The organism is Pseudomonas sp. ES1 (genome assembly GCF_050586605.1).
Taxonomy (GTDB): Bacteria; Pseudomonadota; Gammaproteobacteria; order Pseudomonadales; family Pseudomonadaceae; genus Aquipseudomonas; species Aquipseudomonas sichuanensis.
Genome location: NZ_JBOBDM010000001.1, coordinates 1 through 26,735, shown reverse-complemented (window position 1 = coordinate 26,735; position 26,735 = coordinate 1). Strand labels below are relative to the sequence as shown.

Annotated in this window: 27 protein-coding genes, 1 tRNA gene and 1 pseudogene; 13 read left to right on the top strand and 16 right to left on the bottom strand. The window is 57.5% G+C overall.

What is annotated here, in order from left to right:
* Positions 1–154: 154 nt before the first annotated feature.
* On the bottom strand, positions 155–1,081 hold the full coding sequence (locus ACQ4N9_RS00145) for a DUF4238 domain-containing protein (protein ID WP_430931865.1): 927 nt from the start codon (positions 1,079–1,081) through the stop codon (positions 155–157).
* A gap of 137 nt (positions 1,082–1,218) precedes the next feature.
* On the opposite strand from ACQ4N9_RS00145, the pseudogene ACQ4N9_RS00140 reads away from it, so the two are divergent.
* Positions 1,219–1,494, top strand: a pseudogene (locus ACQ4N9_RS00140) (VOC family protein); the annotation flags it as partial.
* A 275-nt stretch (positions 1,495–1,769) separates the two neighbouring features.
* On the opposite strand, the gene ACQ4N9_RS00135 reads toward ACQ4N9_RS00140, so the two are convergent.
* The 5 genes from ACQ4N9_RS00135 to ACQ4N9_RS00115 form a co-directional block, all read right to left on the bottom strand.
* Positions 1,770–2,126: a histone-like nucleoid-structuring protein, MvaT/MvaU family gene (locus ACQ4N9_RS00135; RefSeq protein WP_430931863.1), complete on the bottom strand. Its 357-nt coding sequence runs from the start codon at positions 2,124–2,126 to the stop codon at positions 1,770–1,772.
* Positions 2,127–2,488: 362 nt separating this feature from the next.
* Entirely contained in the window at positions 2,489–3,055 is a 567-nt protein-coding gene (locus tag ACQ4N9_RS00130; protein WP_318866055.1) for a hypothetical protein, read from the bottom strand.
* Positions 3,056–3,136: 81 nt separating this feature from the next.
* Complete coding sequence (locus ACQ4N9_RS00125; RefSeq protein ID WP_430931860.1) at positions 3,137–3,520, bottom strand: hypothetical protein; 384 nt, start codon at positions 3,518–3,520, stop codon at positions 3,137–3,139.
* Between the two features lie 2 nt (positions 3,521–3,522).
* Positions 3,523–3,993 (bottom strand): hypothetical protein, encoded by a 471-nt coding sequence (locus ACQ4N9_RS00120; RefSeq protein ID WP_430931858.1) that lies wholly within the window; start codon positions 3,991–3,993, stop codon positions 3,523–3,525.
* A gap of 40 nt (positions 3,994–4,033) precedes the next feature.
* Entirely contained in the window at positions 4,034–4,429 is a 396-nt protein-coding gene (locus ACQ4N9_RS00115; protein WP_430931856.1) for a DUF6957 family protein, read from the bottom strand.
* 161 nt (positions 4,430–4,590) lie between these two features.
* Here ACQ4N9_RS00115 and ACQ4N9_RS00110 point away from each other — a divergent pair, with 161 nt between their 5' ends.
* Positions 4,591–5,052 (top strand): helix-turn-helix domain-containing protein, encoded by a 462-nt coding sequence (locus ACQ4N9_RS00110; RefSeq protein WP_430931854.1) that lies wholly within the window; start codon positions 4,591–4,593, stop codon positions 5,050–5,052.
* Positions 5,053–5,138: 86 nt separating this feature from the next.
* Here ACQ4N9_RS00110 and ACQ4N9_RS00105 read toward each other — a convergent pair whose 3' ends face one another.
* The 4 genes from ACQ4N9_RS00105 to ACQ4N9_RS00090 all read right to left on the bottom strand — a co-directional run bounded on the left by ACQ4N9_RS00105 (position 5,139) and on the right by ACQ4N9_RS00090 (position 10,949).
* Positions 5,139–5,813: a hypothetical protein gene (locus ACQ4N9_RS00105; protein ID WP_430931852.1), complete on the bottom strand. Its 675-nt coding sequence runs from the start codon at positions 5,811–5,813 to the stop codon at positions 5,139–5,141.
* Between the two features lie 17 nt (positions 5,814–5,830).
* Positions 5,831–9,229 carry a hypothetical protein gene (locus ACQ4N9_RS00100; protein WP_430931850.1) on the bottom strand — a complete coding sequence of 1,133 codons (3,399 nt, stop codon included), beginning with the start codon at positions 9,227–9,229 and terminating at the stop codon, positions 5,831–5,833.
* Complete coding sequence (locus tag ACQ4N9_RS00095; RefSeq protein WP_430931848.1) at positions 9,226–10,647, bottom strand: site-specific integrase; 1,422 nt, start codon at positions 10,645–10,647, stop codon at positions 9,226–9,228. Before ACQ4N9_RS00095 ends, ACQ4N9_RS00100 begins: the two co-directional genes overlap by 4 nt.
* Positions 10,648–10,859: 212 nt before the next feature.
* Positions 10,860–10,949: transfer RNA gene (locus ACQ4N9_RS00090), tRNA-Ser, on the bottom strand.
* Between the two features lie 291 nt (positions 10,950–11,240).
* Here ACQ4N9_RS00090 and ACQ4N9_RS00085 point away from each other — a divergent pair.
* From ACQ4N9_RS00085 to ACQ4N9_RS00050, 8 genes are all read left to right on the top strand, one after another.
* On the top strand, positions 11,241–11,912 hold the full coding sequence (locus ACQ4N9_RS00085) for a Bax inhibitor-1/YccA family protein (protein ID WP_390967568.1): 672 nt from the start codon (positions 11,241–11,243) through the stop codon (positions 11,910–11,912).
* 188 nt (positions 11,913–12,100) lie between these two features.
* Positions 12,101–13,480 carry a nucleobase:cation symporter-2 family protein gene (locus ACQ4N9_RS00080; protein WP_430931846.1) on the top strand — a complete coding sequence of 460 codons (1,380 nt, stop codon included), beginning with the start codon at positions 12,101–12,103 and terminating at the stop codon, positions 13,478–13,480.
* A gap of 87 nt (positions 13,481–13,567) precedes the next feature.
* On the top strand, positions 13,568–13,960 hold the full coding sequence (gene tusD / locus ACQ4N9_RS00075; RefSeq protein WP_390967566.1) for a sulfurtransferase complex subunit TusD: 393 nt from the start codon (positions 13,568–13,570) through the stop codon (positions 13,958–13,960).
* Position 13,961: 1 nt separating this feature from the next.
* A complete protein-coding gene (gene tusC / locus ACQ4N9_RS00070; protein ID WP_110993212.1) occupies positions 13,962–14,321 on the top strand; it encodes a sulfurtransferase complex subunit TusC in 360 nt (119 codons plus the stop codon).
* On the top strand, positions 14,321–14,617 hold the full coding sequence (tusB, locus tag ACQ4N9_RS00065; protein WP_390967565.1) for a sulfurtransferase complex subunit TusB: 297 nt from the start codon (positions 14,321–14,323) through the stop codon (positions 14,615–14,617). Before tusC ends, tusB begins: the two co-directional genes overlap by 1 nt.
* Complete coding sequence (locus ACQ4N9_RS00060) at positions 14,614–14,949, top strand: TusE/DsrC/DsvC family sulfur relay protein (RefSeq protein ID WP_125464648.1); 336 nt, start codon at positions 14,614–14,616, stop codon at positions 14,947–14,949. Before tusB ends, ACQ4N9_RS00060 begins: the two co-directional genes overlap by 4 nt.
* Positions 14,946–15,947 (top strand): glycosyl transferase family protein, encoded by a 1,002-nt coding sequence (locus tag ACQ4N9_RS00055; protein WP_390967564.1) that lies wholly within the window; start codon positions 14,946–14,948, stop codon positions 15,945–15,947. Before ACQ4N9_RS00060 ends, ACQ4N9_RS00055 begins: the two co-directional genes overlap by 4 nt.
* Positions 15,948–16,043: 96 nt before the next feature.
* The gene (locus tag ACQ4N9_RS00050) at positions 16,044–17,003 is read left to right on the top strand and encodes a glutathione S-transferase family protein (RefSeq protein ID WP_390967563.1); all 960 of its coding nucleotides are present in this window, start codon (positions 16,044–16,046) and stop codon (positions 17,001–17,003) included.
* A gap of 33 nt (positions 17,004–17,036) precedes the next feature.
* On the opposite strand, the gene cysG is transcribed toward ACQ4N9_RS00050, so the two are convergent.
* Genes cysG through ftsK form a run of 6 tightly spaced genes read right to left on the bottom strand, consistent with a single transcriptional unit; the run spans position 17,037 to position 24,550 of the window.
* Complete coding sequence (cysG, locus tag ACQ4N9_RS00045; protein WP_390967562.1) at positions 17,037–18,428, bottom strand: siroheme synthase CysG; 1,392 nt, start codon at positions 18,426–18,428, stop codon at positions 17,037–17,039.
* 1 nt (position 18,429) lies between these two features.
* On the bottom strand, positions 18,430–19,710 hold the full coding sequence (gene serS, locus ACQ4N9_RS00040; RefSeq protein ID WP_390967561.1) for a serine--tRNA ligase: 1,281 nt from the start codon (positions 19,708–19,710) through the stop codon (positions 18,430–18,432).
* A 30-nt stretch (positions 19,711–19,740) separates the two neighbouring features.
* Positions 19,741–20,115, bottom strand: coding sequence for a fluoride efflux transporter CrcB (crcB, locus tag ACQ4N9_RS00035; protein ID WP_110993205.1), 375 nt, complete (start codon positions 20,113–20,115; stop codon positions 19,741–19,743).
* Positions 20,112–21,437, bottom strand: a complete 1,326-nt coding sequence (locus tag ACQ4N9_RS00030; protein ID WP_110993204.1) for a replication-associated recombination protein A — start codon at positions 21,435–21,437, stop codon at positions 20,112–20,114. The genes crcB and ACQ4N9_RS00030 overlap by 4 nt, the downstream gene beginning before the upstream one ends.
* 12 nt (positions 21,438–21,449) lie before the next feature.
* A complete protein-coding gene (gene lolA / locus ACQ4N9_RS00025; protein WP_110993203.1) occupies positions 21,450–22,073 on the bottom strand; it encodes an outer membrane lipoprotein chaperone LolA in 624 nt (207 codons plus the stop codon).
* Positions 22,074–22,132: 59 nt separating this feature from the next.
* Positions 22,133–24,550 carry a DNA translocase FtsK gene (ftsK, locus tag ACQ4N9_RS00020; protein ID WP_390967560.1) on the bottom strand — a complete coding sequence of 806 codons (2,418 nt, stop codon included), beginning with the start codon at positions 24,548–24,550 and terminating at the stop codon, positions 22,133–22,135.
* Between the two features lie 395 nt (positions 24,551–24,945).
* Between ftsK and aat the strand changes: the two genes are divergently transcribed.
* The 3 genes from aat (at position 24,946) to infA (ending at position 26,713) form a co-directional block, all read left to right on the top strand.
* Positions 24,946–25,626 (top strand): leucyl/phenylalanyl-tRNA--protein transferase, encoded by a 681-nt coding sequence (gene aat, locus ACQ4N9_RS00015; protein ID WP_390967559.1) that lies wholly within the window; start codon positions 24,946–24,948, stop codon positions 25,624–25,626.
* Between the two features lie 57 nt (positions 25,627–25,683).
* Positions 25,684–26,391 (top strand): arginyltransferase, encoded by a 708-nt coding sequence (locus tag ACQ4N9_RS00010; protein ID WP_390967558.1) that lies wholly within the window; start codon positions 25,684–25,686, stop codon positions 26,389–26,391.
* A gap of 103 nt (positions 26,392–26,494) precedes the next feature.
* Positions 26,495–26,713 (top strand): translation initiation factor IF-1, encoded by a 219-nt coding sequence (infA, locus tag ACQ4N9_RS00005; RefSeq protein ID WP_002553999.1) that lies wholly within the window; start codon positions 26,495–26,497, stop codon positions 26,711–26,713.
* Positions 26,714–26,735 lie beyond the last annotated feature (22 nt).

The window sequence follows — 26,735 nt, the reverse complement described above, 5'->3', positions numbered from 1 at the left end:
ACCCCAAGATGGATCGACAGGCATGCTGGCCAGTTTCATGGCACCGCATCTCCACTGTGCATTCACGGTGTCCAAAACGCCTATGACCTCAACACTGTCCACTGTCTGAATTGCTTAGAATAGACCATCCGTAGCCAACACCTTAGGGGGGATTTTATAACAGCGCATTACCCTGCTGCATCGCACCGCCCTTTGCTATGTAATTAAAATTACATTTCGACGCGATAACTCGCTGATAGCTATTCGCAATCACCTTGCTATTCAACATTGCCACCAAATATTTATTCGCTGCCTGCACACCACCCCTCCCCCCAAACTCACCTACTAGAGCCAAGTTTTTTGACACCGGGAAATAAACCATTGTATCTGGCAAGCCAAAGCCGGGCGAGGCATAAGCAGAGGCCACTGGTTTATTGAAAGTCAAACTGACAGGATTGTCAGTAGTGATAAATTCACCAGCCTCATCGTCAGGTTTTAATAAAACCCAGTTTCTCCGGTGGAGAAGCTCTGTTATTTCCCGCATCCCAGCCAGCTCCATCTGTATCTGGTGCTCTCTCGACACGGACACTTCAAGTGCACCCCGCTCGAATGCACTTTTCACCTCTTCGTAAGTTGCACCACCTGAAATATCCTCCCCTGTGCTTTTTATAAATTCAGCAACCTGAGCTTCCCACCTTTCTTTCGACTCCAAATTCATGGCCATCATTAGCTTTGCAATCTTCACTTGCGGCTCGGCCAGATGCTTTCGCATCTCTGGAGACTTAATTGCCAACATGCCAATCAGCTCTAGAATGACATTTTTCGTCTCACCAGAAAAATCAGAGGTCGCCTCAAGTTTCTTGAGTGCCGTTGCTACTTCACCCTCAAAATCGGCTTGTGCTTTCTCAACAATTTCAGGGTCAACGCCTGCAATTTCTACACGATTGAAATCGCGCATACCGCCAACGTTTCTTGGAATTGTTTCAAACTTGGTATTGCTTTTTAAGTCCAGCACTGTGAGCTTAGAATTTTTGGCACTGCCTTGAGTGAAACCCCTTAGGTAACATTGGGAAAGATAATGATGATGTCTAGATCCACTCAAAGTTGCACCCCCAACATTATCAATAATAAAGCCAACTCTATATCACGCGCGCCCAACAAAGTCGACTGGCCATGATGAATAGTGCCCTTTACGATTGATCTATATCGCCCGGAGCCATTCATGGAGGCGACATCGATAGCTCGATGATTGACCTGGTGGACATCAAGGGCCCACTGAGCGCCAGCGGCGGTGGCGCAGCGGGGAAGGAAGGACGAAATGTTGATCACTTCTGCCTTCGTGTTGAGCCGTTCAATGAACAGGCGATCCTCGACCACATGCATGCCCACGGTATCCACGCAGAAAATGCCGTCACTCGCTACGGCGCGGAAGGCAATGGCCCATCGATCTATTGCTTCGACCCTGACGGCAATCAGATCGAGCTCAAAGGCCCTGCAGAACCCGTTGCTGGCTAATTTTACAACTGCCAGACAGGCGTGGAGGAGCCACCTCGTATTCTTCACGCCTTCAAGCTATAGGCAGCGCGGACAGCGCCGTATCAACAACAGAATCGGCAGTCAAAAAAAACCGCCAACAGGGGCGGTTCACAAGGTACTGCTCGGGGTCTCCGGCTCTCCACGACGAGATTTAGGTTGTCGTTAAAGAGGTCTTTTCCTCAGAGAGGTTTTGTCGCCGGACACTTAGGCTGCGGATCGCAGCCATTCCGCTAAAGGTGCGGAGATTACTGACGTCACGACTCCACGGTCTCGGCGCCATGCTCGGCTTTCCAGGTTTTGAGGATGGCATGGTTGCCGCCCTTGGTCTGGATCACTTCGCCGTTGTGCGGGTTCTTGTAAGTCTTCACTTCACGTGGCTTACGAGTCGCTTTCGCCTGAGAAACTGGAGCCGCAGCACGACCGCGAGCTTGAGGGTCAAGAATGCTGATCACCTCGCGAAGGCTGAAACCGTACTCACCAAGCAGGGCACGGAGTTTGTTTTCAAACTCCATTTCAGCCTGAATGGCACCTTCATTTTTCATCGCTTCCAATTCTGCGAGCTGCTGAGCAAGCTGGAGTTCAAGGCGGCGGAATTCGGCAAGACGAGACATGGGGAGGTGTTCCTTGGGGAGGTGTTCCTTGGGGAGCTATGATCGGGCCAGATTACAGAAATTGCCGAGGAAAGTCTTAGTCATCTCAGGTCGAGCTTGTCCAAAAATCTGTAGCTCAGTGAAGCTGACTCGCCCTCTAAAAACTAGCGATGTAACGCATTTTCGGGAATGTAACAGCGTCAATGTTACATTCCAAAAACTACGTTACAACCCCTATAAACAAGGGTTTGACACCAAACGGCAAGCGGAGCGCGCAGGCCACGGATGGCTGAAGGCGTGAGGATGGAAGCCCGCAGGGCAAGGCCACACGAATGTGGGGCCTGGTTCACAACAGCCGTCCGCGAATGCGGCACGCCCTGAAGTCAGCGGTGCAGCTTGCTGAAACGCTCTACTAATAGGGCGGGTGCAATCGACTTCCACGTATCGAGAACTGAGGTTTTGTGAAATAGGTAAATACCGCAACCCACAAAGAATCCCCCTGTCAGCAGTCCTATGACTGAGGCGCCCGAGTTGATAAAAGCCCACTGCAGCGACATCGAGCGGCTACCCATCAAGAAATCTGCCCCAAAGACTAAGGCAATCCAGCTTAGTACAAATGCAATTGCAGCCCACATCGCCGCAATCACCCAAAAATGCAACTGCACTTTGTAGCGCATACTCGGCACGCGCAGGAGCCTTCCGCTGGCAGTCTTGGCTGCAAGGACAATTGCGGTATTTTTAACCTTGTTTTTTGAGTTCTGCACGAGAGCATAAAACTCAACATGAGACCCTTGCTCCAGGTCTTCATAGATCTGGATTGGGATCTTGCAGTTGGGGATTAACACGCCGTCGATTTTCATGATGACTTGCACGAAACCCGAGAGATGCTCGAAAACTCGAATATCCTCTAGGCAGCCAGCAAATTTCAGGTATTCAAACTTTATAAACACTTACAGCTCCTTGCTCAATTCATGAATGACAGGCAGGGGAAGGCCTTGAGCACACCTCGGCATGCGCAGGCTCGATCTAAATCAGTGCAGCTGTGTATTGGGGAAGTGGCCTCCAACCAGGCGACAAAAATCCCTCAAGCTCCGGCGCCCACCATCACGGCGGAAGGTAGCCACCACGTACCGCGAGTGCATGGTCGTGATCACCCAGAACTTGCCTTCCTTCCTGACATTCATGATGTCGGATGTCTGGATCAGGTGCCCATCGGCAAAACGACCATGAGGCCCTTGCCGCACATGCCCGAAGACGACGCCAACAGCGCTCAGCCGATGAATGTGGACGTTCACCAGAAACGCGGTGATCTCGCCTTCGTACCCTTGGCCTACAGCTCGAGCGATCCGTAGTAGGTCAAAGTCCGAGTAGCGCTTAACGTGAAAGTCGACCGCTACCATGTTGTCCTCTGTCATGCCTACGCCCTCCGGGGCTCTTCTGCAGCATCCGCCCTTGCTACACGGCTCCTATACAGCTCTTTCAATCCGGTCAGAGAATCGACATCGAAGCAGGGATCGTGTGTATCGACGTACACCGCTCCACCTTCGACCTCAAGGACAGACGTGGGCACACCAGCCTGGGTGTATCCCATAGAGAGCAACGTCAGCTTCTCCATCCTCCAGCCTGAACCTTGGTTCATCCACGAAGGACTGACGACCTGGACTTCCTGTACCACCAGCTCCTCGTCCTGGGCCACGAGCAGTTCCACCAGACGAGGCTCGTCGTTAACCATCTCTTCATAAGCGACGAAGCGACCATCGTGAAAGCGCTTAACGCTCACGTGAAACCAGTGACTAGCCAGTGCCCGAGAAACACCATGCCAGTGCGTCAGGCCATCTCCAAACATCCCTGGGACGCCTGCGATCTCATTTACGTGTGTACGAAACATAGAGTTGCCTCAGCAGCCGGAGCGAAATCGTGGCTACTGCTCAATAAATAGAAAAAATTTCCTGGATAGAGGATGTGCTGCGGTAACCAGGGCCGAGCAATACGTACACGGTGTTCCTGGTTACGAACACGTATCCATCATCGAAGGAAGTGCCCATGGACGACCTCACCCAGTTGCCTGGCTGGAAGCGACGACGCTCGTCATAAACGACCTTGTGAGCGAACAGGAACATCGGCTTACAACCCGCTTCGTAGACTCTGGCTTGCTCTGCCTCAGTTAGGGTCACATTCAGGATGACCCAGTCCTCAACCACACACACTGGCCTGCCGCCGTAGCCAATACGTGCAGCAGCTAAGGCGTCCTTCTGACTCAAATCTGAGCCATGCAGAATGATCGCGTCCTGCCCCAGTAGCCCATCCGCTTCAGAAATCGCCATCCGCCTCTCGCTCTAGCTAAGCAGTTGCCACCGGCTGCGCGACGGGCACGGCTGCAACCCAAAAATCACCTATCAGGCCCAGCAGAGCCATCAATATCAATATATAGATTTGTGCGACCCTGCGCAAACGCGGCATACCATCACTTTTTGGGAAATTGTTGATGACGCTGCGTTCATCATTCGCGGCAGCGCTGCAGCTGCTTCGCAGTCAGAAAGGCCTGACCCAAGCCGATATCTCTACACACGTTGCCCAGTCACACGTGAGCCAGCTGGAGACGGCTAAGACCACAGCCACTGTGGACGTGAGCTATGAGTTAGCGAATGCACTGGGCGTGAAGCCGGTGTCCCTGTTGACTTTGGCGGTTGCTTGCCATCAGAAGTGCACAGCACGTGAAGCCCTTTTAGAATGCTTGGCGGAACTTGAGGAGCTTGATCTGGCGGACAGTGAACTCAGTGATGAGCTCCGTCCTAGAAAGACGACCTCAATGATTGAAGCCGAAAGAAAACGGAAGGCTGTTCACGAGTTAAAGGCCCAAGGCCTTACTCAAGCTGAAGCAGGTCGACAGCTCGGATTGCCCAAAGCGACATTGCGTCGGCTGTGGAATCAATCTTTAAGCAAATAACGAACTCTCAGACTCCTACAGAGAAATTACTTCGAATTGAAATGGGCGCCAAGGCATATCCACTAACTAGCGCCCAGGATTGAGTGTCAAAAAGCCTTGCTTTGTCTCCACTCTCCTATTCGCCTTGATATATTCTCTATCTCAAGCATCTCATCTGCTGTGGCCACCAAACCGTAAGGCCCCCAGAAACCGGGCCCTTTACCTTTCGGATCGTTATCAGCGGTAGCTCTATAGAAGACACCCTGGGTCGCGGCCTGCATGTTTTGTACAACAGTTACCATAAGCTCCAGGGAAGAGAATAAGTCATCTATCTGCTGCTGACCTCGACGCACCATGTCGTCGTCAAACCTTTCAACTTGAGCATGATCATTGACAAGCTTATTCTTTAACAACCTGTTTTGAGCTTCAAGCCCTTTATTCTTAATGAGCAACGCCTCAACATCGATAAATGGCTTAATCCCCCCTTCATCCTTAGGGTTAAGTCCAAGAAGAAACTCATCCAGCAGCCGCCTATATTCATCATTACGCAATATAGTCACATGACTTACTGGCTTCAGGTCGGCTTTTTTATATTTATCAGGAAGGTTGTTATTTTCAGTCGACTCAAGAACCGTGACAAAACTCGCAACATCCCTCGCAAGTCTTGTCACATTATTGTAGTAAGCATTTGAAAGGTGTTCCAAGGCAGCTTTAACTAAAGCCAATCTTGATTCAACCATACCCTCTCTGTAATCTTTAAAGGTATCTTTTCGCTTACTCATGGATACTCATACCTACGTTAACCCTCTGGTCGGGAGATGAGCATCTGGTCGTTCTCGAGTGGTTTTAAGATTATTTGATCGCTCCCGAATCGCACCAGATCCATCACATCTAAAGCGCCAGAGTCTACCATGCTTTTCACAACCCCCGAAAGCTGGCTTGCGGGCGTACCTCCAGTTACTTTCAACAATTCATCCAGCTTGCCATCATGCATCAAAAGCCTCGCGCGCAAATGTGCAAAATCAAGATCAAGCGTAGGGCTAGTCACATTGGGCCAAGCAAGAGTATCTACCAATCGCTTAATGATGCCTTCAGAGCCAGCAACCTTTACTTTCTCGAAGTGCGTGACTAATTCAGCCTTGCCTTTAACTACAAAAGAGCCTACATCCCCTCGCTGATGCATTTTATATAGTTGCTGCTCAGTTGCCTCGAGCGCGCATGCCTCACGAGCATAATGATCGTGTTCAGCATTAAGATTTTCAATCAATTGCACATCTTGGGAGCCTGTGTTCCGAGAGACTACCTGCTTAATTTTCTCGACAACTGAGACAATCAGCTCTTTGTATTTATCCTTCTCAGCACTAATAGCAGGTATGTGCATTATCCCTCTGATAGCATAAGGGCAAACGGCACATGGTTGCTGATACCCGAAATCCTTCACGACCTCAACAGGGCACTTGTTACCAAACGGGCAAATATGCGTAGAATTGTATGCAAGTTCCGTAAAATTCTTGGCCAAGAGGATATCCAAACCATTCTTGCCCTCTCGTGTCCCCTGAAGACTAATCAAACCAAACTGCTTAACAGCGGCAGGAGTATCCTGCTTAATTCGCTTGGCAAGTTCACCACTTAGCTGGAAAACCCTCTCGGCGATTTCAGGCGCATCCCCTTTCGAATACTGATCAAGGTTTCGACTCAAATAATCTATCAGAATATTTTGATGCTTCGGCATGTAAACACCATCAACAATCTGATAGTAAAGCACTAGCTCTTCCGTCTGCCCAGTCATGTATTGCCCAACGATGGACGGAGGCAGAAAATTCAGAGCATCAGTAATAAATGCCGCCCTTAACCCATGTGGCGTGAATGTGCTAGAAACATCTTTCCACTGAAACTCAGACTCTGGATAGTCGCTGTAATCGTCAAAGTCTACTAAAACTCCATCCTCACTGACAATTGATACAAGCTCATAATCCTCGGCATCACGCATCGTATTTTCGATATGATATTTCAGAGCCAAAAGCATGACGGGGAAATTATTGTAATTATTCCAACTTCCCGCCTTGACATTAAATCTCCGAAAAATCGGCTTGATCTCACCAAATTTAGACCTTGTTTTTTGATTGTACCAAACTGGCTTCTGATAAGAATCTGAAGCACATTCACGATACCAATCGCGCTGCCTGTCCAAAACACTTACCACATGCCGAGACACAATGGCAGTCCACGCACCATGGGCCTTATCAGTTGCCACCTGTAGAGATGTAAGAGCGCTTGTACAGCTACGATCAACCCCTAGATCATAATTTTCGACATCTAACCAGATAGTATGGTTTTGTCTAAACCCAGTTTCACACATGACCTGAGTAAGCCTCACATCATTGGGGATAACACGTTCTTCAAGTATAGTTTTTCCAGTTCTCTTGCCATTCTCCATCTCCCAAATGCAATACTCTCGAATATCGTAAAACCTAGGAATATATTCGAACTTACGAATCTCCCCATTATCATAAAATATCGGCGTATAATTCAGCGCTTCTAAATTTACCGCTCGCGTCCGACGTCCTCTGACACCCCATACCCCTTGCCATTCTTCGGCACTCCTCAAATCATCAAGAGAGGGCTGAACAAGCTCACCATTAATCCGCCCAGGAACCTTGCCCTCGGCCATATAATTCAAGTGAGCCACCAAATACTCCATGGAATAGAGCATACTCACAAAAGTTGCAAAGTATTTCCTAGGCAAGGCCTTCTTTACTGTACCATAGGATTTTGAAGTTCTAGGGAAGCAACCGGGGCCAAAATGGACAGTAAACTGATCTGCGGATGGAAGCTGCATCCTAATGGAAGATATATACTCCAGCCACAACTCCAAGATTTTTACTTTCCCATAATGAGACATGGGCTTATACGGGCAGATCTCGGCATGCTTTTGCATATACCAAAGCAAAGTCATAGGAGGTTCTTTCTCGTATTTAAATACGCCCTCCACAGCAATGCTGTCCCGGGTAACAAACAAGACCGACGAGAAATCATTGAGCGTGCGAGGATAGTGTTTAAGATCACCATCTCTCCTCATAAAGAAACCCGGCAGATAGACCAGCAAATAACTAGCCACCACATTCATAACTGCATATCTACTACTTTCCTTCCCCTCATAGTTTTTGTAAATCAAATAACTACGAAATAGATTGAGGAAAAGCTTATAAAGATCAACTACAACCGTGGGCAAACCTTGATAAAGAGATGAGCCTTCATCAAAAATCTTTTTGTAGCGAATAGGAACGAAATGACTTTCAATAATATGTTCGATACTACGATCACTATTACCGGAAGCATAATCTACGCAATCTGATATCCCTTGCTGGACAGCATCTGCAACCGAGACCCTTGCTGCTTTGCGGTACCTGTCTTTATTTCGAATATGTTCACGTTCCTTACGCTGCCTTTTCTTTTCCTCAGCATTGACAGGATCTTCTGGAACATTTTTTGGATATATATTATTGAGGCAATCAAGAGCCTCAACATTATTGCCGTAGATTAGCTCTAGAAACCCATGCGTATCGTGATATCTGAATGGCAGGATTCCCGGGCCATATGAATGATCGCAAAGGCATTTGATATCAGCCTCTGAAAAATCTTGATCATTATAAATAGTCGTATTCTGTAAAAAACGTAACCAGAATGATGCACGGCGCCCATTATCCTTATAGGGATATTCCACATAGTTCAGTTTGGATCCAGCGTGAAGCCCCCTGATCATGAGAAGCGATTTGACATTCAGAAGCTCACACACACTATCTAGCACAGCATCGATTTTTACTGGCATCTGCAGTGATACAGGGGTCAGCAGAATCCCCCTACCCCAGAGTATCAAGCACACCAAGCGCCAATAGTTCACGAACGCCGCATCGAAGAGCTTTGGATAACGCCAGGACTCTTCAAACTCAGTCCAGTCCACGCGCTGGCCACTCAATAGCGACTTAATAAGAGCGTTGGCTCGCCTCACACCCCACTGGGAGAAATTGAAATCTCCCTCCTTTACGATCCTGTCAACTTTATAATAGATCGTTTCTTTGTCGCCTGGCACATAGTGCCGCCGGTATGCAGCAGCAGCGAAAGAGCACGCACTTCTAAGCGCATAGCAAATTTGATTGCTCGGAATCAGCCAAACTGGTTCATCTGTTGTATTAATCACTTATCACCAACCATCAAGATTTCACTAATATCGTTCTTCAACTGCATGACATGCTTGAACCGCACATCAGACACCGAAAACCCCGCCGCCCCCATTCGCAGGGAATTAAGGGCGCTCAAAGTTGCCTCAAGCATTCGCGCATCTTTCCGCGCATACCTCATAGTAGACTTCAACTCTCTATGCCCCATGAACTTTTGCACCGTCCTAATAGGCAACCCAAACCTCTTAGGATCAGATGGATTAGGACAAAAGTTCACTAGATAATAGCCGTACATATGACGCATTGAATGGGGAGTATAGTAGTGCCCAGTTACCTTATAGGCTTCCTCACGAAATCGCTCATATACAGATTGATAAGAATTAACAAGAGGTTCCCCTCCCTCAAGCTTGCGAAATACAAACTTATGACGTGGGGCAAATGGATTTGCACGCTCAAATTCCTGTACTTCTTCATAATATTGTGCGTACAGCACCCAGAAATGAGATGCAAATGGCTCGATACCATATGTTTCAGGCGTGGCTCTTGCCTTGTGCGAAATCTTCTTCACTTCGTCAGCCGGCAACCATTGTGACAATTCACGCTGTCTCGATTGCGGATCTACAATATAAATTTTTCCCTGGGCACACTTCACATCATCAAATGTGAGTGTAAGCAACTCCACAATACGAGGGCCAAATGCTGCTGCCCCACTATACAAAAGCGCATCACGCGTACAGGAAGCGCCCTCGATCATACTTACCGCAAGATCGAGAGGAAACGCAACGCCATCGCCTCCGTGCTCGTCAGTATCAGCAACCAAACTAGGCTTGGACTTTGGCTTCAAATTCTTACATTTCAACCTTCTGGCGCCACCTGCCAGACAACCGGCGAACCAACTGTTACGCCTGATGGCAGCCCTGACTTTACCTGGAGCCATCCCTTCAAAGGTTAAGCCCTGCGGAAAGACAGAAATATATGAATGAGGCACATAACCCAAGCTTTCCAACTGAAGCATGCCAAGCCGAAACTCTTCACTTGCATCAATGAATTTATTAGCAGAAACGATATATCTACTGGCTGTAGCGCCACCAACAGGCGTCGCACCTAAAGCAATAGCGACCTCACGAATAATTTGCTCATCGCTATTAACTCCAAACACGAGATATTCCTCAAACGACTCAAGGGCGTTCGAGAGAGTCACTGGTGTGATACCAAGTAATCGAGAGCAATATTCAAAAATGAAGTTTAAGAGAATACATACATCGAGTGCATAGCTTTTGACTGTATTGAACGGGTGAGACCTAGACAACTGATATGACCAGTTATCAAAAAACTTACTCAGGAACCCATCATCTGAAAGCAACACAAAATGCGACTTTCCGTTACGTACCGACTCAGTCACATGGACGTGACGATTGATCCGTGTTCCGCGTGCCATTCCCCCTCCCACCTGTACCTCACCCAATCAAGGGAGCGGATGATGCACGACATCACCAAAAGGCGCAACAGCACGCACTAAAACACAACAATTTTGTTGCATTCTATCTGGCACGCTGAAGGATCCTGGGGTTGGTAGAAGGAAGGGGTAAAAAATCGGGACGAAAAAAAAGGCCTAGGTCGAAACCTAAGCCTTTGATTTTCAAGAATATATGGCGGGAAACCAGGGATTCGAACCCTGGGAACGCTCTCACGTTCGCCGGTTTTCAAGACCGGTGCATTCAACCACTCTGCCAATTTCCCTGAACGTCTTGCTGATGAGCGAACTGACAAGCGGGCATCGGTCATAAGGTGCAACAGGCGGCAACCTTAGATAAGAACTCTAGGATAGTTGCCCATCGACGGTTTTCAAGACCGTTGCCTTAAACCACTCGGCCACGCTTCCAGCTGGTTTTGCGGCGGCAATAATACCTTAATGTAACAAGCTGTCAAACTCTCTGTGTCGCGGGTTGCGGCAGCTCTGGTATGCTCCAGCAACCATACGTTTCATTCACCAGGCTTCAACGCCTGGGTACACACCAAAGGAGTGTCGCCATGCGCGAACAGGATTACGCCGTCCACCACGGCCAGCAGGTCGAGCAGCAGGAGATCAGCAAGGTCCTGCGCAACACGTACAGCCTGCTGGCGCTTACCCTCGCCTTCAGCGGCATCATGGCCTTCGTCTCGCAGCAGATGGGCTTTCGCTATCCCAACGTGTTCGTCGTGCTGATCGGCTTCTACGGCCTGTTCTTCCTCACCGCCAAGCTGCGTGATTCGGCCTGGGGCCTGGTATCGACCTTCGCCCTCACCGGCTTCATGGGCTTCATCCTCGGCCCGATCCTCAACCGTTACTTGGGCATGAGCGGTGGCGCCGAAGTCGTCAGCTCGGCATTCGCCATGACCGCACTGGTCTTCGGTGGCCTGTCTGCCTACGTACTGATCACCCGCAAGGACATGAGCTTCCTCGGTGGTTTCATCACCGCTGGCTTCTTCGTCCTGCTGGGCGCCGTACTGGCCAGCTTCTTCTTCCAGATCAGCGGCCTGCAACTGGCGATCAGCGCCGGCTTCGTGCTGTTCTCGTCGGTCTGCATCCTGTTCCAGACCAGCGCCATCATCCATGGCGGCGAGCGCAACTACATCATGGCGACCATCAGCCTGTACGTGTCGATCTACAACCTGTTCATCAGCCTGCTGCAGCTGTTCGGCATCATGGGCCGCGACGACTGATTCAAACCCGTCGAGTTGCCAGGAAAAGCCCGCTTCGGCGGGCTTTTTCGTGACCGATGAAAAGGCCGCACAAACTGACCTTTAAGTCAGCTTCATCCGCGATTGTGACGCTATCTTCCTAACCTCTACCCCTATCGGGATTCAGCCCGTAGAATGCGCTCCTTTTTTCTTCCGGGGCAGCATTTCCCATGAGTTCACACGAACACGGACCAGGCGCGGCGGCGCCTGCCAACGAACTGGTCCTGGGCCTTGAGGACAAGCCTCGCCTGTTGATCGGCCTGCTGGCGGCACTGCAGCACCTGCTGGCGATCATCGTACCGATCGTTACCCCAGGGCTGCTGATCTGCCAGGCGCTGGGGGTCTCGCCTCGCGATACCAACCTGATCGTGTCCATGTCGCTGGTGATCTCCGGCATCGCCACCTTTGTGCAGTGCAAGCGCTTTGGACCGTTCGGCGCCGGCTTGCTGATCGTGCAGGGCACCAGCTTCAACTTCGTTGGCCCGCTGATCGCGGGCGGCGCACTGATGGTCAAGCAGGGCACGCCGGTAGAAGGCGTGATGGCGGCCATCTTTGGCGTGGTCATCGCCGGTTCGTTCGTAGAGATGGGCGTTTCGCGCATCCTGCCCTTCGTCAAACGCCTGATCACCCCGCTGGTCACCGGTATCGTCGTGCTGATGATCGGCCTGACCCTGATCAAGGTCGGCCTGATCAGCATGGGCGGCGGTTTCGGCGCCATGGCCAACGGCACCTTCGCCAACGGCGAAAACCTGCTGCTGTCGGGCGTGGTGCTGGCAATCATCGTCATCCTCAACCGTATCCCGGTGGTGTGGATGCGCAGCTGCGCCATCGTCATCGCCCTGGCCGTGGGCTATGCCCTGGCCGGCTACCTGGGCCGCCTGGACTTCACCGGCATGCACCAGGCCGCGGTGTTCCAGGTGCCGACGCCGCTGCACTTTGGCGTGAGCTTCTCCTGGGCGCTGTTCATTCCGATGCTGGTGATCTACCTGGTCACCTCGCTGGAAGCCATCGGCGATGTCACCGCCACCAGCAAGGTCTCGCGCCAACCGGTCGAAGGCCCGGTGTGGATGCAGCGGATCAAGGGCGGGGTGTTGGTCAACGGCGCCAACTCGCTGCTGGCCGGCGTGTTCAACACTTTCCCCAGCTCGATCTTCGCCCAGAACAATGGCGTCATCCAGCTGACCGGCATCGCCAGCCGCCATATCGGTATCTGGATCGCCGCCATGCTGGTCCTGCTGGGCCTGTTCCCCAGCGTTGCCGGGGTTATCCAGGCGGTGCCGGAACCGGTCCTGGGTGGCGCGGCCATGGTGATGTTCGGTGCAGTTGCCGCATCGGGTATCAACATCCTCGCCAGCACCCGCCTCGACCGCCGGGCGCTGCTGATCATTTCCGTGTCGCTGGCCCTGGGCCTTGGCGTGGCTCAAGTGCCGGAGTTCCTCGCACACATGCCGGCGGCGCTGCGCAACGTGCTGGAGTCAGGCGTCGCCACCGGGGGCATCTGCGCTTTGGTGCTCAACTGGTTCCTGCCGGAGAGCAAGGAACAGGCTTGACCGATCACGGCATTGCAGACCGAGCCCGCGCCCACCAGCGCGGGCTTTTTGCTTTATCATGGCCGCATTCCTTTACACGGGTTTTCCATGAAATTCGCCATTGCGGTCTTTTCCCCGGCGCATGCGCCCTCCTCGCGTCGCGCCCTGCGCTTCGCCGAGGCGGCGCTGGCCGGCGGGCATGAAATTGCTCGGCTGTTCTTCTACCAGGACGGCGTGCACAGCGCCTCGGCCAATATCGTCGCGCCGCAGGATGAACTCGACGTGGCCAAGCAATGGCGCACGTTCATCAGCGAGCACCAGCTCGACGCCGTGGTCTGCATTGCCGCAGCCCTGCGCAGGGGCGTGCTCAATGAAGAAGAAGCCAACCGTTACCAGCGCCCGGCCGTGAACCTGCCGGCACCTTGGGAGCTGTCCGGCCTGGGCCAATTGCACGAGGCCGCGCAGGTTGCCGACCGTCTGATCTGCTTTGGGGGTGATTGAAATGGCCAAATCGCTTCTGATCATCAGCCGCCAGGCGCCGTGGAGTGGCCCGTCCGCCCGTGAAGCCCTGGATATCGCCCTGGCCGGCGGTGCCTTCGACCTGCCGCTGGGCATGCTGTTCCTCGACGACGGGGTGTTCCAGCTGGCTCAAGATCAGCACCCGGACGCCCTGCAGCAGAAGAACCTGGCCGCCAACCTCCAGGCCCTGCCGATGTTCGGCGTCGAGGAGCTGTTCGCCTGTGCGCATAGCCTGGCCCGCCGCGGCCTGGACAGCACCACGCTGGCCTTGCCCGTCGAGGTCCTCGACGATGCCGCACTGGCCGCGCTGATCGCCCGTTTCGACCAGGTGGTAACCCTCTGATGACGACCCTGCACGTAATTGCCCACTCGCCTTTCGCGGACGAGCACCTGGCCAGCTGCCTGCGCCTGCTCGGCCCACAAGACGCAATATTGCTGTGTGGCGACGCCACCTATGCGCTCAAAGCCGGTAGCGAGCCCCTGCGCGCCCTGCAAGCCGCCAACCTCGAAGAGCGCCTGTACGCCCTCGACGAAGACCTGCAAGCCCGCGCCCTCACCAGCCCACTGGCCAAGGCCGTGGACTACCCGGCCTTCGTCGAACTCACCCTGCACTACGACAAGGTCAACAGCTGGCTATGAGCACCCTGACTGTCGGCGATCGCGCCATCGCCCTGGACAAAGACGGCTTTCTGGTCGACCTGCAGGACTGGTCCCACGAGGTCGCCGAATCACTGGCTGCCCGTGAAGACATCGCCCTGACCACCGACCACTGGGAAATCCTCGAGCTGTTGCGCCAGTTCTACGCCGAGTACCAGCTGTCGCCAGCCACCCGCCCGCTGATCAAGTACACCGCGCTCAAACTGGGCACGGAGAAGGGCAACAGCCCGCACCTCAACCGCCTGTTCAATGGCACTCCCGCCAAACTCGCCGCCAAGCTGGCGGGCCTGCCCAAGCCGACCAACTGCATATGAACGCACCTCGCCCGCTTACCCTGGAAACACCGACCGAACACCCTTTCGCCGAATTCGTGCGCATCCTGGGCAAAGGCAAGCGCGGCGCCCGCGGCCTGACCCGCGAGGAGGCCCGCGCAGCCATGACCCTGCTGCTTGAGGGCAAGGTCGAAGACACCCAGCTCGGCGCCTTCCTGATGCTGCTGCGGCACAAGGAGGAAAGCGCCGAGGAGCTTGCGGGCTTCACCGAGGCGTTGCGCGCCCACCTGCAGGCGCCACGCATCAACGTCGACCTGGACTGGCCGAGCTACGCCGGCAAGAAGCGCCACCTGCCCTGGTACCTGCTGGCGGCCAAGTGCCTGGCCGGTAATGGCGTACGCATCCTGATGCATGGCGGCGGCGCCCACACCGCCGGGCGCCTGTACACCGAACAACTGCTCGGCCTGCTGGACATCCCGCTGTGCCGTGACTGGGCAAGCGTTGCGCAAACGCTGGACAATCGCCAGCTGGCCTTCTTCCCGCTGCAGGACTGGGCGCCGCAGTTGCAGCGCATGATCGACCTGCGCAACACCCTCGGCCTGCGCTCACCGATCCACTCGCTGGCCCGGGTACTCAACCCCCTCGCCGCGCGCTGCGGCCTGCAGAGCATCTTCCACCCCGGTTACCAGGCCGTGCACCGCGAGGCCAGCCGACTGCTGGGCGACCACGTACTGGTGATCAAGGGTGACGGTGGCGAGATCGAGATCAACCCGGATGTCACCAGCCATCTCTACGGCGCTTCGGCCGGCGCTGCCTGGGACGAGGAGTGGCCTGCCCTGAGCGCCCAGCGCCACGTGAAGCCCGCCAGCCTGCAAGCGGAGCACCTGCTTGCCGTCTGGCGCGGCGAAGCCGAAGACAGCTACGGTGAAATGGCCGTGGTCGCGACCATGGCCCTGGCCCTGCGTGGCCTGGGCCAACACCGCGAGCTGGCGTTCAGTACCGCCCGCGCCTACTGGGCCGACCGCGGAAACATCAAATAAACAGATCTGTTAACCCCACTCTTTGCGCTATTCGTTCGAACGCTTTGCTCTAGACTGAGCTCCAACGACAAACACTTTGTTCCGAGGAGCTCCAGCATGGGCCTTTTGATCGATGGTCGCTGGCATGACCAGTGGTACCAGACCAGCAAGGACGGCGCCTTCCAGCGCGAGAATTCGCAACGACGCAACCCGCTGCCCGCCCCCGAAGCCGGCCGCTACCACCTGTATGTGTCGCTCGCCTGCCCCTGGGCCCACCGCACCCTGATCGTGCGCGCCATCAAAGGCCTGGAGCCGCTGATTGACGTGTCGGTGGTCAGTTGGCTGATGGGCGAGCATGGCTGGACCTTCGACCAGCAGGAAGGCTCCAGCGGCGACCACCTCGATGCCCTGCAGTACCTGCACCAGCGTTACACCCAAGACGACCCGCACTACACCGGGCGCGTGACGGTGCCTGTGCTGTGGGACAAGCAGGAAAAACGCATCGTCAACAATGAGTCGGCCGAGATCATCCGCCTGTTCAACTCGGCATTCGACGAGCTGACCGGCAATACTCTGGACCTCTATCCAGCGCCGCTGCGCAGCACTATCGATGCACTCAACGAGCGCATTTACCCGGCAGTGAACAACGGCGTCTACCGCGCAGGTTTCGCCACCACGCAGGAGGCCTACGAAACGGCGTTCGACGAGGTGTTCAATGAGCTGGACTATCTGGAAGGGCTACTGGCTCGCCAGCGCTACCTGGCCGGTGAATACCTGACCGAAGCCGACGTACGCCTGTTCACCACGCTGGTGCGTTTCGATGCGGTGTACCATGGCCATTTCAAGTGCAACCTGCGCCGCCTGAGCGACTACCCGAACCTGTCCAACTGGCTGCGCGAGCTGTACCAGTGGCCGGGGGTGGCGGGTACGGTGAACATGGAACATATCCAGAAGCACTACTACATGAGCCACAAGACCATCAACCCGAACAGGATCGTGCCCAAGGGGCCACTGCAGGACTTCAATCAGCCCCATGACCGGGAGCGATTGATCGGCAAAGGGATCTGGCAGGCTTGAGAAAGCTGGGGCTGCAAAGCGGCCCCAACGATTTCAGCTGTTTTGCGAACCTTCGAACCACGCCAGCTTCTCGCGCAACTGCACCACCTCCCCGACAATCACCAGGGTCGGCGCGTGCACTTCATGCCGGGCCACCAGTTCAGGCAAGTCGGCTAAGGTACCGGTGAACACCCGCTGGTTGCGTGTGGTCCCCTGCTGCACCAGCGCTGCCGGGGTACTGGCCGCACGGCCATGGCGAATCAACTCGGCACAGATGGTCGGCAGCCCCACCAGCCCCATGTAGAACACCAGGGTTTGCGCAGGCGCCACCAGATCGTGCCAGGGCAGGTTGCTGGTGCCATCTTTCAGGTGGCCGGTCACGAAGCGCACCGACTGGGCATAGTCGCGGTGGGTCAGCGGAATACCGCCGTAGGCGGAACAACCGCTGGCTGCGGTGATGCCAGGCACCACCTGGAACGGGATGCCCTGCTCAGCCAGTTCCTCGATCTCTTCCCCACCCCGGCCGAAGATGAACGGATCACCACCCTTGAGCCGCAGCACGCGCTTGCCCTGCCGGGCCAGGTCGACCAACAGGCGGTTGATCTGGTCCTGCGGCACACTGTGGTCGGCGCGGCGCTTGCCGACATAGATACGCTCGGCATCGCGCCGGCACATCTCGATGATGGCCGGAGCCACCAGCCGGTCGTACAGCACCACGTCGGCCTGCTGCATCAGGCGCAAGGCGCGGAAGGTCAGCAGGTCCGGGTCACCCGGGCCGGCACCGACCAGATACACCTCGCCACCCTGCTGCACGGGTGCGCCATCGACCATCGCCTGCAACAGGCGTTCGGCCTCGGCACCCTGCCCGGCCAGCTGGCGCTCGGCGATCGGCCCCTGGAACACGTTCTCCCAAAAGCCGCGGCGCTGGTTGACATCAGGGTACAAGGCCTTGACCTTGTGCCGGAAACGCGCGGCCAGGCCAGCCAGCTCGCCATAGGCGGACGGGATCCAGGCCTCGAGCTTGGCGCGAATCAACCGCGCCAGCACCGGAGCGTCACCACCGCTGGAGACCGCCACCACCAGGGGTGAGCGGTCGACGATGGCGGGGAAGATCACCGTGCACAAGGCCGGCGCGTCAACCACATTGACCGGCAGGCTGCGCACCTGCGCATCCGCCGAGACCTGGGCATTGAGCCCGGGGTCATCGGTGGCCGCGATAACCAGCCGGCAGCCGTCCAGGTCCGACGGCTGATAGCCGCGTACCAGCACCTCGCCACCGCCCTCACGGGCCAGTGCGGCGAGCTGGCCGTCTACGTCCGGCGCCACCACCCGCAGCGCGGCGCCGGCATCGGCCAGCAGGCGCGCCTTGCGCAGGGCGATCTCGCCACCGCCGACGACCAGTACCTGGCCGCCCTGCAGCTTATGGAACAGCGGCAGGTAATCCATCTCAGCGAATGACCTCGACGCCGCCCATGTACGGCTTGAGTACTTCCGGCACACGGATCGAGCCGTCGGCCTGCTGGTAGTTCTCCAGCACGGCCACCAGGGTGCGGCCTACTGCCAGGCCGGAACCGTTGAGGGTGTGCACCAGCTCAGGCTTGCCGGTTTCCGGGTTGCGCCAGCGCGCCTGCATGCGGCGGGCCTGGAAGTCACCGCAGTTGGAGCAGGAGCTGATTTCACGGTACTTGTCCTGGCTCGGGACCCACACTTCCAGGTCGTAGGTTTTCACCGCGCCGAAGCCCATGTCGCCGGTGCACAGCGCCAGCACGCGATACGGCAGCTCCAGCAGCTGCAGCACACGCTCGGCGTTGGCGGTCAGGCCTTCCAGGGCTTCCATGGATTTTGCCGGCTCGACCACCTGGACCATCTCGACCTTGTCGAACTGGTGCTGACGGATCATGCCGCGGGTGTCGCGGCCCGACGCACCGGCCTCGCTGCGGAAGCATGGGGTGTGGGCAACCAGCTTGAGCGGCAGTTGCTTGGCGTCGAGGATCTGGTCGGCCACCAGGTTGGTCAGCGACACTTCGGCGGTCGGGATCAGGTAGAAATCGGCCTCGCCTTCGCGGCTGATCTTGAACAGATCTTCCTCGAACTTCGGCAGCTGGCCGGTGCCCTGCAGGGCCGGGGCCTGGACCAGGTACGGGGTGTAGTGCTCTTGGTAGCCATGCTCGCCGGTGTGCAGGTTGATCATGAACTGCGCCAGGGCGCGGTGCAGGCGGGCAATCGGGCCACGCAGCACGGCGAAGCGGGCACCGGACAGCTTGGCCGCCGCCTCGAAGTCCAGGCCACCGCTGACTTCGCCGAGGGCGACGTGGTCCTTGATTTCGAAGTCGAACGCCTTCGGCGTGCCCCAACGGCGCACTTCGACGTTGTCGTCTTCGCTGGCACCGACCGGTACGCTGGCGTCCGGCAGGTTGGGGATGGTCAGCAGGATGCCGTCGAGCTCCGCCTGGATGCCGTCCAGCTCGACCTTGCCGGCGGCCAGCTCGTTGGCCATGCGCTCGACGTCTGCCATCAGCGGGGCGATGTCCTCACCCTTGGCCTTGGCCTGGCCGATGGACTTGGAGCGGGCGTTACGCTCGGCCTGCAGTTGCTCGGTACGGGTCTGCACCGCCTTGCGGCGCTCTTCCAGTGATTCGATGCGCGCGACATCCAGGCTGAAGCCACGGGAGGCCAGGCGGTCCGCCACTTCCTGAAGTTGGCCGCGTAACAGTTTGGAATCGAGCATATCGTTCTCTCGTTATAGGTAGGTGTTGGTTCAGAATCGGGTAAGGGTAAGGCCGGCCCAGGTCGCAAGCAGCCCGCCCACCACACTAATACCGGTATAGCCCAAGGCCAGCGGAACCTGCCCGCTTTCGAGCAGGCGCACGGTATCCAGGGAAAAAGAAGAAAAAGTGGTCAGGCCACCGAGAAAGCCGACGATCAGCCCAGCGCGCAGTTCCACCGGCACCATGGGTTTGTGCAGGAACAGGCCGTACAACAGGCCGATCAGCAGGCAGCCTACCAGGTTGACAGCCAGCGTACCGAGATAGAAATGCTTCGGCCAGTTGGCAGCGACCCAGTTGGAGGTGGCAAAACGCAGCAGGGTGCCAGCGATGCCGCCGGCACTGACGGCGGCGATAAGTGCGATCACGGTTTTCTCCGTTGCCGGGGGCTGGTGCGGTCGAGCTCGGCCAGGTGACGCAGCTTTTCGCCGATCTTCAGCTCCAGCCCACGTGGCACCGGCTGGTAGTACTGACGCGGTTCCAGTTGCTCGGGGAAATAGTCCTCACCGGCGGCATAGGCATCCGGCTCGTCGTGGGCGTAGCGGTATTCCTCGCCGTAGCCGAGCTGCTTCATCAGCTTGGTCGGGGCATTGCGCAGGTGCAGCGGCACCTCCAGCGAACCGTGCTCGGCCGCTTCGCGCATGGCAGCCTTGAAGCCCATGTACACCGCATTGCTCTTAGGTGCGCAGGCGATGTAGGTGATGGCCTGGGCCACCGCCAGCTCGCCTTCCGGGCTGCCCAGGCGCTCCTGCACGTCCCAGGCCGCCAGGCACAGGCTCAGGGCACGCGGGTCGGCGTTGCCGATGTCTTCACTGGCCATGCGCACCACGCGCCGGGCGATGTACAGCGGGTCGCAGCCGCCGTCGAGCATGCGCGCGTACCAGTACAGCGCGCCATCGGGGTTGGAACCACGCACCGACTTGTGCAGCGCCGAGATCTGGTCGTAGAACGCCTCGCCGCCCTTGTCGAAACGTCGACGGCTGTCACCGAGCAGGCTTTGCAGCAGCTCGACGCCAATTTCACCGCCGTCGTCGGCCAGGTCCGAGGCGTTCTCGAGGAAGTTGAGCATGCGCCGGCCATCACCATCGGCGGCGGCCATGAGCATCTTGAAGGCTTCGTCGCCTACCCGCAGGTTGCGCTTGCCCAGGCCGCGCTCTTCGCTCAGCGCACGGTCGACCAGCTTGCGCAGCGCCGCTTCGTCCAGGCTCTTGAGCACATACACCCGCGCCCTCGACAACAAGGCGTTGTTCAGTTCGAACGAGGGGTTCTCGGTAGTGGCGCCGATGAAGATCAGCGTGCCGTCCTCCACATAGGGCAGGAAGGCGTCCTGTTGCGACTTGTTGAAGCGGTGCACCTCGTCGACGAACAGGATGGTGCGCCGGCCGTACTGGCCAGCCTGCTGCTTGGCCACCTCGACCGCCTGGCGAATCTCCTTCACCCCGGCCAGCACCGCCGAGACCGTTTCGAAGTGCGCATCGCAGAACTGCGCCAGCAGCCGCGCCAGGGTGGTCTTGCCCACCCCGGGCGGCCCCCAGAAGATCATCGAATGCAGCGCACCCTGCTCCAGCGCCTCGCGCAGCGGCTTGCCGCGCGCCAGCAGATGCTCCTGGCCAACGTACTCGTCCAGGTTGGACGGGCGCAGACGGGCGGCCAGGGGCTGGGCGACGGGTTCGCTTCGAAACAGGTCCATCACGGGCTCCGCTTACTCCTTGATGACGTCCGCGCCTTTGGGGATGTCGAACTTGAAGGTGCTGTCCGGCACCGCCTGGTTGGCCTTGACGCCATTGAACAGGATATTGGTGCGCTGGCCGACACTGTCGATCAGTTGCATGTCATTGATCAGGCCCTTGCGGAACGACACGCGCAGCGAATCGAACAAAGTGTCCTTGGTCTTGGGCTTGAGGGTGAAGTCCATGACTTCGCCCTGCTCCTTGGAGGTGATGTCGAAGCTCTGGCTGATCTTCGACACGTCACCGGACAGCAGCAGCGCCGGGGTCTGGTTCAGACGCACGTCGAGCTTCTTGATGGTGGCCTGCTCCAGGTCCGGGTCCCACAGGGTGACGTTCTTGCCGTCGGACACCACCACCTGCTCCTGCGGTGCATTGGTGTGCCAGTAGAACAGGCCCGGGCGCTTGACGGTCATCTTGCCGGAGGTTTCCTGCAGGTTGGCACCATCGGCGGCAAGGGTCAGCTGGGAAAAGTTGGCTTCAATGGTCTGCGACTTCTCCAGCAACTGGGTCAGGCGCTGCACATCCTGCTCGCCGGCATGGGCCGACAGAGTGCCCGCAGCCAGGGCAGAAACCAACAGCATGCGAATCGCGCGCATGGAAATCCTCGTAGAACAGTGGGTGGGCCGGGCACTTCGTGTGCCCGGCAGGGTGATCTTCAATCGCGTGGGCCGCCCGGGGCAATCACTTCCCGCGAGCCGTTGCTGTTCATGGGGGTGACCACACCGGCCATCTCCATCGACTCGATCATTCGCGCGGCACGGTTGTAACCGATCTTCAGCTTGCGCTGTACCGCGGAAATCGATGCCCGGCGGCTTTCCAGCACGAACTGCACGGCTTCGTCGTAGAGGGCGTCGGCTTCCGGGTCATCACCGTCGCCACCACCGCCCCCGCCTTCGAAGCCGCTGCCGGCCTCTTCGACGCCATTGAGGATATCGTCGTTGTAGTCCGGCGCGCCGCGCAGCTTCCACGCCTCGACCGTGCGATGCACCTCGTCGTCGGAAACGAACGCGCCATGCACACGGATCGGCAGGCTGGTGCCCGGCGGCATGTACAGCATGTCACCGTGGCCCAGCAGCTGCTCGGCGCCACCCTGGTCGATGATGGTCCGCGAGTCGATCTTGCTCGACACCTGGAACGCCATGCGGGTCGGGATGTTGGCCTTGATCAGGCCGGTGATCACGTCCACCGAGGGGCGCTGGGTGGCCAGGATCAGGTGGATACCGGCGGCACGGGCCTTCTGGGCGATACGGGCGATCAGTTCTTCAACCTTCTTGCCGACGATCATCATCATGTCGGCGAATTCGTCGACCACCACCACGATGGTCGGCAGGGTCTTCAGCGTCGGCGGTTCGTCATCCATGCTCTCGCGACGGTACAGCGGGTCGTGGATGACCTCGCCGGCCTCTTGCGCGTCCTTGATCTTGCGGTTGAAGCCGGCCAGGTTACGCACCCCCATGGCCGCCATCAGCTTGTAGCGCCGCTCCATCTCGGCAACGCTCCAGCGCAGGGCGTTGGCGGCGTCCTTCATGTCGGTGACCACCGGGCACAGCAGATGCGGGATGCCTTCGTAGATCGACAGTTCGAGCATTTTCGGGTCGATCATGATCAATCGCGCGTCTTCCGGGCCCGACTTGAACAGGATCGACAGGATCATGGCGTTCACACCCACCGACTTACCGGAGCCGGTGGTACCGGCCACCAGCAGGTGGGGCATCTTCGCCAGGTCGGTGATCACCGGCTTGCCGCCAATATCGTGGCCCAGGGCCAGGGTGACCGGCGACTTGTTCTCGTCGAACTGCGGCGACGACAGCACTTCGGAGAAACGCACCATCTGGCGGTTCTCGTTGGGGATCTCGATACCCACGGTGGTCTTGCCGGGGATCACTTCGACCACCCGCACGCTGGTCACGGCCAGCGAACGCGCCAGGTCCTTGGCCAGGTTGGCGATGCGGCTGACTTTCACGCCCGCGGCGGGCTGGATTTCGTAACGGGTAATCACCGGGCCCGGGTGGATCGAATCGACAGAGACTTCGACGCCGAACTCTTTCAGTTTGATTTCCAGCAAGTGGCCGACACCAGCCAGGGACTCCGGCGAGTACTCGATCTTCTTCTGCTCGGCCGGGTCGAGGATGGAGATCGAAGGCAGCGTGCCTTCCACGGCGCTGTCGACGAACAGCGGCGCCTGTTTCTCCTTCATCACCCGCTTGCTCGGCTCGGGCGCCTTGACCTGCGGTGGCGGCATGTTGATCACCGGGGCCGGCTGCTGTTCGCGCTGGGCCACATGCTTGGTCAGGGCATCGTCGCGCTCGATGATGCGCTCACGGGCCTTGATCTGCTCGCGTTTGTCCGGCACCACCGGGGCAACCACTTCATCGACCTGCTCGTCCACTTCACGCAGCTGCGCCACCAGGCGCTTGCGCTCGTTGCGCGCCTCCCACCAGCGGTTGGCGGCACCTTGCACCAGCTCGAACAGGTCGAGGGTGATCTTGCCGGTGACGTCCATCACCTTGAACCAAGACAAGTCGGTGAACACGGTCAGGCCGAACAGGAACAGCGCAATGAACATCAGCGTGCTGCCCTGCACGTTGAGCAGGTTGCGCGCCAGATCCCCAAGGCTTTCGCCCAGGGCCCCGCCGGCGGAGAACGGCAGGCTCTCCGAGGGGTGGAAATGGATATGCGCCAGCGCCGCGCCCGACAGCACCAGGAACACCAGGCCGATCAGCCGCCAGGAAAACAGCCAGCCGCTCCACTGCCAGGGCTGGTGACGCTCGCGGAAGATCTGCCAGGTCTTGATCGCCAGCAGCAGCGGGAAAATGTAGGCGAAGTAGCCGAGCACCATGAACAGGATGTCGGCGAAGTAGGCACCGGCACGGCCAGCGGCGTTCACCACCTGGTCGGCGTTGCTGGTGTGGCTGAAGCCTGGGTCGGAGGTGTCGTAGGTGAGCAGCGCCATCCACAGGTACAGGCACAGGGCACCGACGGCGATCAACGCACCTTCCTTGAGGCGGTAATGCAGCTGTTGCCGCCACAGGGGCACAGGCAAGGGAGCTGGAGTTGCGGTGGATTTCTTCAAAACGCGTCTATTCCTGCGCGAATAGTGTTTGGCCGGTGACTGGCCAACAAATCACTACTTTTAACATTACTGCCCGCCAGCCGCCATGGCGGCACGCCGTTTCGGGCGTGAACGGGGGCTACTTTCATTTGCTTGCAATTTGAGCATGCATTTTCTTTTGTGACAAAGGCTTATGCTGTGTTTTTGCACAGGTATGACAACAAAGACGCCGGATGGTGCCAAGCAACCGAAATATAGGCCATCTGACCAGACGCATTCGCGGGTGAACCCGCTCCCACAGACGACCCATGGCCTGTGGGAGCGGGTTTACCCGCGAAGCAGTCCCCGCCAATTGACCCTGCCAAGCTCACACGCCATGCTTGTCACCCTCCCCTCCCCCGCCGTTCAGGACGACGATGCTCACCTGGCTGACCCGCGACTCGCTGACCTTCCCGCCCCTGCAAAAAGCCCTGCATGAGCCCAACGGCCTGCTGGCCGCTGGCGGCGACCTCACCCCCGAGCGCCTGGTCGCAGCCTATCGCCACGGCTGCTTCCCCTGGTACCAGGATGGCCAGCCAATCCTCTGGTGGTCGCCCGATCCACGCACCGTGCTGTTCCCTGACGAACTGCACGTTTCGCGCTCGCTGGCCAAGCTGATCCGCCAGGGCCGCTACCAGGTCAGCTTCGACACTGACTTCGCTGCCGTAATTGCCGCCTGCGCCGCGCCACGCGATTACGCAGACGGCACCTGGATCACCGACAACATGCGTGCCGCCTACTGCGAACTGCACCGGCGCGGCATCGCCCACTCGGTGGAAGTGCGCCAGGATGGCGAGCTGGTGGGCGGCCTCTACGGGCTGGCCATGGGCCGGCTGTTCTTCGGCGAATCGATGTTCAGCCGTGCCGACAACGCTTCGAAAGTAGGCTTTGTCGCCCTGGTCGAGCACTTGCGCGAGGCCGGTTTCGCCCTGATCGACTGCCAGATGCCGACCAACCACCTGCATAGCCTGGGCGCCCGCGCCATCAGCCGGGCGAACTTCGCCGAACACCTGGCCAGGTACCTCGATGCCCCCAATCACGCCACCTGGGTTCGCTAGGCGAGTTCCCGGAGCTGGCTTACACTTAGAAACAACGTCTCACCGAAGGGGTTGATCATGACAGAGCTGGCGCGGTTGAAGTTCTATGCCACTCAACCCCACTCCTGCAGCTACCTGCCGGACGAACAGGCCACCACGCTGTTTCTCGACCCGAGCCAGCCGATGGACGTGCACGTGTACGCCGACCTGTCGGAAATGGGCTTTCGCCGCAGCGGCGACCACCTCTATCGCCCGCATTGCCAGCACTGCAATGCCTGCGTGCCGGCGCGCATTCCCGCTGCACGCTTCATCCCCAATCGCCAGCAACGGCGCATCCTCAAGCGCAACGCCGACCTGACCGTCACGGCCGCACGCCCGGCGTTCAAGGAAGAGTATTTCGACCTCTACCGGCGCTACATCGAGCAGCGCCACGCCGATGGCGACATGTACCCGCCAAGTCGCGACCAGTTCGCCACCTTCCTGGTGCGCGACCTGCCGTTCTGCTGGTTCTACGAGTTCCGCCTCGATGGCCGCCTGCTGGCCATCGCCGTCTGCGACCTGCTGCCCAACGGCCTGTCGGCGGTCTACACCTTCTACGAGCCCGAGCAAGAACGTCGCAGCCTCGGCCGCTATGCCATTCTCTGGCAGATCGGCGAAGCCCTGCGGCAAAACCTCGATGCCGTCTACCTTGGCTACTGGATCAAGAACTGCAAGAAAATGAACTACAAGACCCAGTACCGCCCCATCGAACTGCTGATCAACCAGCGCTGGGTCAGCCTCAACTGAAAGCATTGGCTTGAAATACAATTTTCGGGCATAATCCACGCCACTTTTTTTGCCCGGTGCAGTTACGCGTCGGGCCAACTCTGGACACCGAGGGCTTTACTGCATGTCGAAAGAAGACAGCTTCGAAATGGAAGGCACTGTCGTCGACACCCTGCCCAACACCATGTTCCGCGTGGAGTTGGAAAACGGGCACGTCGTTACCGCGCATATCTCTGGCAAGATGCGCAAGAACTACATCCGTATTCTCACTGGCGACAAGGTCCGCGTCGAACTGACGCCGTACGACCTGAGCAAGGGCCGCATCACCTACCGTGCGCGCTAAGCTCCAGCCATAAAAAAGCCCG